The 6,395-nt window shown below is 47.1% G+C and carries 7 protein-coding genes; 5 read left to right on the plus strand and 2 right to left on the minus strand.

Features of this window, described 5'->3' with window-relative positions; genetic code table 11:
* Positions 1–146 precede the first annotated feature (146 nt).
* Positions 147–1,154, plus strand: coding sequence for a 2-hydroxyacid dehydrogenase (locus JGK39_RS07480; RefSeq protein WP_293256203.1), 1,008 nt, complete (start codon positions 147–149; stop codon positions 1,152–1,154).
* 196 nt (positions 1,155–1,350) lie between these two features.
* A complete protein-coding gene (locus JGK39_RS07485) occupies positions 1,351–1,788 on the plus strand; it encodes a CAAD domain-containing protein (protein ID WP_293256206.1) in 438 nt (145 codons plus the stop codon).
* Between the two features lie 154 nt (positions 1,789–1,942).
* Here JGK39_RS07485 and aroA read toward each other — a convergent pair whose 3' ends face one another.
* A complete protein-coding gene (gene aroA / locus JGK39_RS07490) occupies positions 1,943–3,298 on the minus strand; it encodes a 3-phosphoshikimate 1-carboxyvinyltransferase (RefSeq protein WP_293256209.1) in 1,356 nt (451 codons plus the stop codon).
* A gap of 446 nt (positions 3,299–3,744) precedes the next feature.
* Between aroA and JGK39_RS07495 the strand changes: the two genes are divergently transcribed.
* A complete protein-coding gene (locus JGK39_RS07495) occupies positions 3,745–4,248 on the plus strand; it encodes a hypothetical protein (protein WP_293256212.1) in 504 nt (167 codons plus the stop codon).
* Positions 4,249–4,442: 194 nt separating this feature from the next.
* Here the strand turns inward: JGK39_RS07495 and JGK39_RS07500 are convergent, their stop codons facing one another.
* Complete coding sequence (locus tag JGK39_RS07500; RefSeq protein ID WP_293256215.1) at positions 4,443–5,021, minus strand: hypothetical protein; 579 nt, start codon at positions 5,019–5,021, stop codon at positions 4,443–4,445.
* 45 nt (positions 5,022–5,066) lie between these two features.
* On the opposite strand from JGK39_RS07500, the gene JGK39_RS07505 reads away from it, so the two are divergent.
* Together JGK39_RS07505 and JGK39_RS07510 are read left to right on the plus strand one after the other, a co-directional pair.
* The gene (locus JGK39_RS07505; RefSeq protein WP_293256218.1) at positions 5,067–5,744 is read left to right on the plus strand and encodes a hypothetical protein; all 678 of its coding nucleotides are present in this window, start codon (positions 5,067–5,069) and stop codon (positions 5,742–5,744) included.
* A 231-nt stretch (positions 5,745–5,975) separates the two neighbouring features.
* Positions 5,976–6,275, plus strand: coding sequence for a putative quinol monooxygenase (locus JGK39_RS07510; RefSeq protein WP_293256221.1), 300 nt, complete (start codon positions 5,976–5,978; stop codon positions 6,273–6,275).
* Positions 6,276–6,395: the final 120 nt, after the last annotated feature.

Below are 6,395 nucleotides of genomic sequence, written 5' to 3' on the forward strand. Positions count from 1 at the left end.
AAATCTGGTGGCTTCAGAGATGCTATAGTTGCAAAACTCAGTATTTCTCATGGAAACTCGGTTTTTTGGGCAAAGCCGTCTCAGTAAGCAAAGAGAGTTAATCTGGAAAGAATTGCCAACTATTACTGGATTTGCAGGCAAACATCATGAAGGTAGCCGTATTCAGCACCAAATCCTACGATCGCACTTTTCTGACAGCAGCCAATGTCGGCGGCCAACACGAGTTGGTGTTTTTTGAACCGCGCCTGAACCTGGAAACCAGCGTTTTAACTGCTGGATTTCCGGCTGTCTGCGCGTTCGTTAACGACTGTTTAGACGCAAAAACGCTCCGGGCGATCGCCCAAAAAGGCGTGCGCTTGCTGGCTTTGCGATCGGCCGGATTCGATCGCGTCGATTTAGCGGCAGCCCGCGATTTAGACTTAACTCTTGTCCGAGTTCCCGCTTATTCTCCCTACGCTGTCGCCGAACACGCAGTCGCGATGATTTTGTCTCTCAACCGCAGAATCCACCGCGCCTACAACCGCGTCCGCGAAGGGAATTTTGCCCTAGACGGCTTGTTGGGTTTTGACCTCCACGGTAAAACTGTCGGAATCGTGGGGACTGGCAAAATAGGCGCGCTAACTGCCAAAATTCTGCACGGATTCGGCTGTCGCTTGCTGGGATACGATGTTTCCCCAAACCCGGATTGCCAAGCCCTACAGATGGAATACGTGGCACTCCCGAAACTGTTTGCCGCTTCTGATATTGTCAGCCTCCACTGTCCGCTGATACCGGAAACTTATCATTTAATTGGTGCAGAGGCGATCGGGCAAATGAAACCGGGGATGATGCTGATCAACACCAGTCGCGGTCAGTTGATTGACACCAAAGCTGTTACCAAAGGACTGAAGTCTGGTAAAATTGGCTACCTCGGCTTAGATGTGTACGAACAAGAGACCGATCTGTTTTTTGAGGATTTGTCAAATCAGGTGATTCAGGACGACGTATTTGGGCGCTTGCTGACTTTCCCGAACGTCCTGATTACCGGACATCAAGCTTTTTTCACCGAGGAGGCGTTGAAAAATATCGCTGAAACTACGATCGCCAATATCACGGATTTTGAACGAGGGCGCACTTGTCCCAATCAAATCAACCTTGAGGAATTGAAAAAATGAGTCAAAAGAGCGATTTGACAGCGTAGGCAATTGTTTACAATTAAGTCATATCGTTATTTTTGCTTGCAATTTGTGAATATCTGCCTTAATCTCATCAATTAGTCCCGGCTGCCAGAATGCTGTGTTAATTGCCAGAGAATTACAGTGACAGCAACTCAAAGCCTGCAATATTACTTGACATCGGAGGAAGTATCAAATGACACAATCTAACTTTTCGGATGACACACAAACAGTCACTGAAGTCGTCACAGTAGACGTGGTGACGGAAAAGCCCGGGGTGATGACTACAGTGACAACCGCAGAAACACCGACAAGCCAGTTACAAGATATTAAAGACCAAGTTCTCACAATTTTGTCGGAACTTCCAGCCTATGCCTCCAATTTTTTTACTGAATACCAAAAGCCCTTAGTAACTGTTGGTTTATTCCTGGCAGGTGCTATTAGCATTAAGGTAATGCTGGGAGTTTTAGATGCTCTTAATGATGTCCCTTTGGTAGCTCCATTTTTTGAGTTGATTGGTATCGGATATACGGGTTGGTTTGTTTACCGCTATCTGCTCAATGCTTCTAGCCGCCAAGAGTTGTTAACGGAAATTGATTCTTTAAAAGAACAAGTTGTAGGCAAAGATTCTTAAAAGAAGAAAGTTCGGCAGCGGATTTTGTAGCGGATGTAACGGATGTTTAGAGTATTGGGAAGGAGGAGATGGGAATTGGGAATTGGGAATTGGGCAATTCTCCCCCACTCCCACTTCTCCCTCTCCCCATCTCCCATTCTCCCCTCTCCAACTCTTAATTGGGATGGCAAACTTGTTGCAAAGTGGCGGTAAAGTCGGGGTAGGAAATGGCTGCGGCTTCGGCGCGGTGAATGTTAGTAACACCTGTGGCGTTGAGGGCTGCGATCGCCAAACTCATCGCTATTCTGTGATCGGTGTAGCTGTCAACATCGGCGCCAGTTAACGGAGTTCCCCCGGTAACTTCCAAACCGTCGGGTAACTCGGTAATTTTGGCTCCCATGCGGTTGAGTTCCGCAGCAGTCACGGCCAGCCGATCGCTCTCTTTGACTCGCAACTCGGCCGCATCTCGAAATATGGTAGTACCCGACGCAAAGGCTGCGGCTACTGCCAAAATCGGGATTTCGTCAATCAGTCGGGGAATTAAGTCGCCAGCAATGGTGCATCCCCGCAACTGTGGGGAACAGCGAACCAAGATATCTGCTACCGGTTCCCCCGCGGCTTCTCGCTGATTTTGCAGTTCAATGTCCGCCCCCATCATCTCCAAAGCTTCTAAAATACCTGTGCGAGTTGGGTTAACTCCGACATTTTCCACTACGAGCTCGGAACCGGGGACGATCGCCCCAGCTACCAGCCAAAATGCCGCCGAACTAATATCTCCCGGTACAATCACATTTTGTCCTTGCAGTTGTGCTCCACCAGTGACTGTCACGCTACAAGTTTCTGGATCGACGGTTAATTGAGCTCCAAACGCCCGCAGCATCCGCTCGCTGTGATCCCGCGAGAGAGCAGGTTCTGTGACTGTAGTTTCTCCATCCGCCATCAAACCTGCCAGCAAAATGCAGGATTTAACTTGAGCTGAGGCGATCGGCGAATGGTAGTGAATCCCTTTTAACTGCTGTCCGAGTATCCCTAAAGGAGCTAAAGAATTGCTCTTTCTCCCCCAAATTTGCGCGCCCATTTGTTGCAGCGGTTTAATGACGCGCGACATGGGGCGCGATCGCAAAGAACTGTCACCCGTTACCGCATAAAAACGCTCGGGATGAGACGCTAAAATTCCCAACATCAACCTCATCGTCGTCCCGGAATTGCCCGCATCCAAGACTTCCACAGGCTCCTGTAATTCGCCAATTCCGACGCCCCTGACAGTCACCTGTTCCTCGTTGAGTTCCGAAACGGAGGCTCCCAGGAGCGAGAAACATTTAGCAGTGCTGCGGGGGTCTTCTCCTAGCAGCAGTCCCTCAATTGTCGTTTCACCGCGGGCGATCGCACCCAACATCAAAGCTCGGTGAGAAATCGACTTATCGCCCGGAACTCGAATCCGGCCTCGCAGCGACAAGCCCGAGGCTGGTTTTTGAATGCTTAAAGTTTGACTTTCGCTCAAGAGCGAAGTAGTTATAATGTCAACTGCCATGAGATAGACTAGGATGGGACGGCGTTAGCTATCCTACCCTTTTCCCAGTCCTCGCGTCATACCATTTTAGATTTGAGATTTTAAATTTTAGATTGGGGAATGACAGACTGCATAAGGGTTTGGAGCAGGTGCATACAGTTCCGTTATTTGCTGAAATGGAGAGCGGCGACAGGGGAGACCAGATGCAACTGCACGGATTTTACCTGAATTTCACAATTATTGTCTGTATATCTGCTGAGATTTCAGGTTCAGCTTTCAGTTATCGACCAGATGATGGAATTTTGACTGAACAATTTTATATTTCTGACTGCGAGTGGTAGATTTTGCATTTTTTTCAAGCAAAAGCTCCGGAATTTGGAACCCAGATCCTCTAAAATCTAAAATCTCAAGTATAAAATCTCAAATCTCAAACCTCCCGATCCACAATAACTCCTACACTTTTATTTATGCTGACGCATCACCGCAAGCCTGTAAGTTTATCGCTGGTATCCACAGATTTACCTTTGTGGTCAGTTGTTGAAACCGCTGGTACCCTGTATCAAAAAGACCGGGATCGCTTTCACTTGTTGTTGCACGAACCAGCCATACTCGATCGGCAATTTTCCGACGCATCTGACACATCTGGCGAGCAAGTTACGATCTTACCAACAACTACAAAACCCCGGTTGCTGTGGCTGGAAGTTTCGCCCTATCGAGTGATTATGACGATGCAGGGAAACGGCAAATACAGTTACCGCCACTGCTGGGAACGCGGAATGTACGGACTGAGCCGTTATTGGCTTCAGGGCGAATCGCTGGCGACTCCCGAACAATTGCGCCTCCGCAACTTCACTCGCAACTTGACGCTGACCGGAAAGCCGGAACCGCAACACCTGCGGTTAGAATATGAGTTGTGGTCGGAAAAAGTACAACTCGGTCAGTATATTTTGAATTTAGAAATTCATCATTAGTCAGTAGTCAGCAGTCATTAGTCAGCAGTCATTAGTCATTAGTCAGTAGTCATTAGTTAGGAGTTAGGAGTTAGGAGTTAGGAGTCATTAGTTGGAAGTCAGTAGTTATGAGTCATTAAGTAGGCGATCGCCAAAAACAATAACATCTTGCTGGGTTTTATAATTGATGTTATGGTTTTTTGACAATGACTTATTTAGCGATCGCTCTTACAATAATTAATTAGTTTGCGAGTCAAAGCGTCTTGATTGTCGGCTGCTCGATTCGCCTGCTGTCCGGCTCTGATAATATCCGCTTGAGCTGTTTTGATTTGCTCTCGACCTTCTATACTTGTAGAAGCCCGGTTTGCTGCCTCAAGAGCTTTGCCGATGTCGCCGAGTCCTTGACCCATTTCTCGGAAAGATTTAACCGACGGCCCCTGAATTTCTTTGAGGGTTGCATCTGTGATTCGCAAAGCCTCAATTTGTTTAGCTGTCTGGTTCAAATCTTTAGCTAAGTTCTTGCTCGTTGCAGCATCGTAGCTGCCGTTCTTAATATCGATGAGAGCGTTACCTTTGGTGACAATTTCAGTGAGTTTAGTACACTGGACAGTTCGGTTATCGCCGCTGCAACTAATCGTCAGCGTACAGCAAGCAACAACTACGAACAGGATGACAATCTGTTTGCGAAAAAAGTACATGAATCCTCGGTTGCAAAAAAAAGTAGATTCTGGGATTTTGTAGTAGAGTGCGATCGCGCGATCGATATATCGACTGTCGAAAAACTTTCGCGACATCCAGACACGCTCTGCTAAACTAAACTACGTAGCCGTTTGGGAACTATGGTCAAAAACAGCAATAACCTACAGAAGGGCAGCATTTGGGGATATCTTACCCTGCTTTTGCCTATTTGCTTGACGGCGGTTGCCAGTTTCGAGTCGGGAACGATGTTTTGGGCGATCGCCACCACAGCGGGCATTGCTTGGGCTTACAAGCTTTACCAGCAGCAGCAAAAACACAGACTCGCTCATTTAGACTCGGTTTTCTACAGGTTGATCAAGGAAAATCAAGGGCGAGTTACGGCCTTGGATTTGGCGATGAATGCGAAACTCCCGGGAGAAAAGGTTCAAGAGTATCTCGACGAACGAGCTCTTGAGTTTGCTGCCGATTTTCAAGTAACCGAAGAAGGCGGAATTTTGTATTATTTTCAAATAGCTCCAACTGTCACTCAAAGCGAAACACCTAATGCCACAGTAGCTGTTCAAGAGCCTCCCACAAATCGGGAAAAAGCACAAGAGAAAAAACCAAATTTATTTCCGATTGCTCAAACCAAGACTCCTCAAAATCCCAAAATCTCTTTTACCCAAACGGAACTTTCCCGCAGGTTCAAGGTTCACGCAAGTACGATCGGCAAATGGAAAGTTAAGCCGGAGTTTGCTCAGTGGAGTAGCGAAAAAGACCCGGAGGCGATCGCCTGGGAATATTCTACGGACAACAAGCGATTTTATCCCAAAGATTGAGAAGAAGGAAGAAGGAAGAAGGAAGACGGAAGAAGGTAGAAGGTAGAATATACCAAGAAACAACGTTTGTAGTGAGGACTGAAGTCCTCATCCAAGAGAGGACTGAAGTCCTCACTACGAACCTATTTTATTGTTCTGGTTACCGCAGACATGATATAAAATAATGTTCAATAGATTTTACCCGATAAATATCGGTAAATTCGATCGCCATATCTGTTAATTTTTTCTCCTATGTCCACACCAACCTTGCGAGTAGTCGCCCGCCTCGTAGCCTTTCCCGACAAAGTAGCAGAACTTAAATCTCTGCTGCTGAGCATTATGGAGCCAACTCGCCAAGAAGAAGGCTGCATCAAATACGAACTACTGCAAAATCAAGCCGATCCTACAGATTTTACCTTCGTTGAAGAGTGGGAAAGTGCAGCTTTGCTCGAACAGCATCTCGCTTCCACTCACATTCAAGCCGCAGTGCAGAAATTAGAGGGTTTAGCAGTTGCACCTCCAGATATCCGCCGCTATGAATTGCTAGCTTAATCGGTTGTTTATACTCAAGCTGGTAACAGCGGTAAGGTGCGCATTGCGCACCCTACATAATATAGGTTTTGCACAGGTAACAGCGGTAAGGTGCGCATTGCGCACCCTACATAATATAGG

Origin of the sequence: Microcoleus sp. PH2017_12_PCY_D_A, assembly GCF_020738565.1 — a bacterium.
Classification (GTDB): Bacteria; Cyanobacteriota; Cyanobacteriia; order Cyanobacteriales; family Microcoleaceae; genus Microcoleus.

Coding starts and splice junctions, on each gene's coding strand:
- JGK39_RS07510 (WP_293256221.1), top strand. CDS start 5,976: ATGTCCACACCAACCTTGCGAGTAGTCGCCCGCCTCGTAGCCTTTCCC.
- JGK39_RS07480 (WP_293256203.1), top strand. CDS start 147: ATGAAGGTAGCCGTATTCAGCACCAAATCCTACGATCGCACTTTTCTG.
- JGK39_RS07485 (WP_293256206.1), top strand. CDS start 1,351: ATGACACAATCTAACTTTTCGGATGACACACAAACAGTCACTGAAGTC.
- JGK39_RS07500 (WP_293256215.1), bottom strand. CDS start 5,021: ATGTCGCGAAAGTTTTTCGACAGTCGATATATCGATCGCGCGATCGCA.
- JGK39_RS07495 (WP_293256212.1), top strand. CDS start 3,745: ATGCTGACGCATCACCGCAAGCCTGTAAGTTTATCGCTGGTATCCACA.
- aroA (WP_293256209.1), bottom strand. CDS start 3,298: ATGGCAGTTGACATTATAACTACTTCGCTCTTGAGCGAAAGTCAAACT.
- JGK39_RS07505 (WP_293256218.1), top strand. CDS start 5,067: ATGGTCAAAAACAGCAATAACCTACAGAAGGGCAGCATTTGGGGATAT.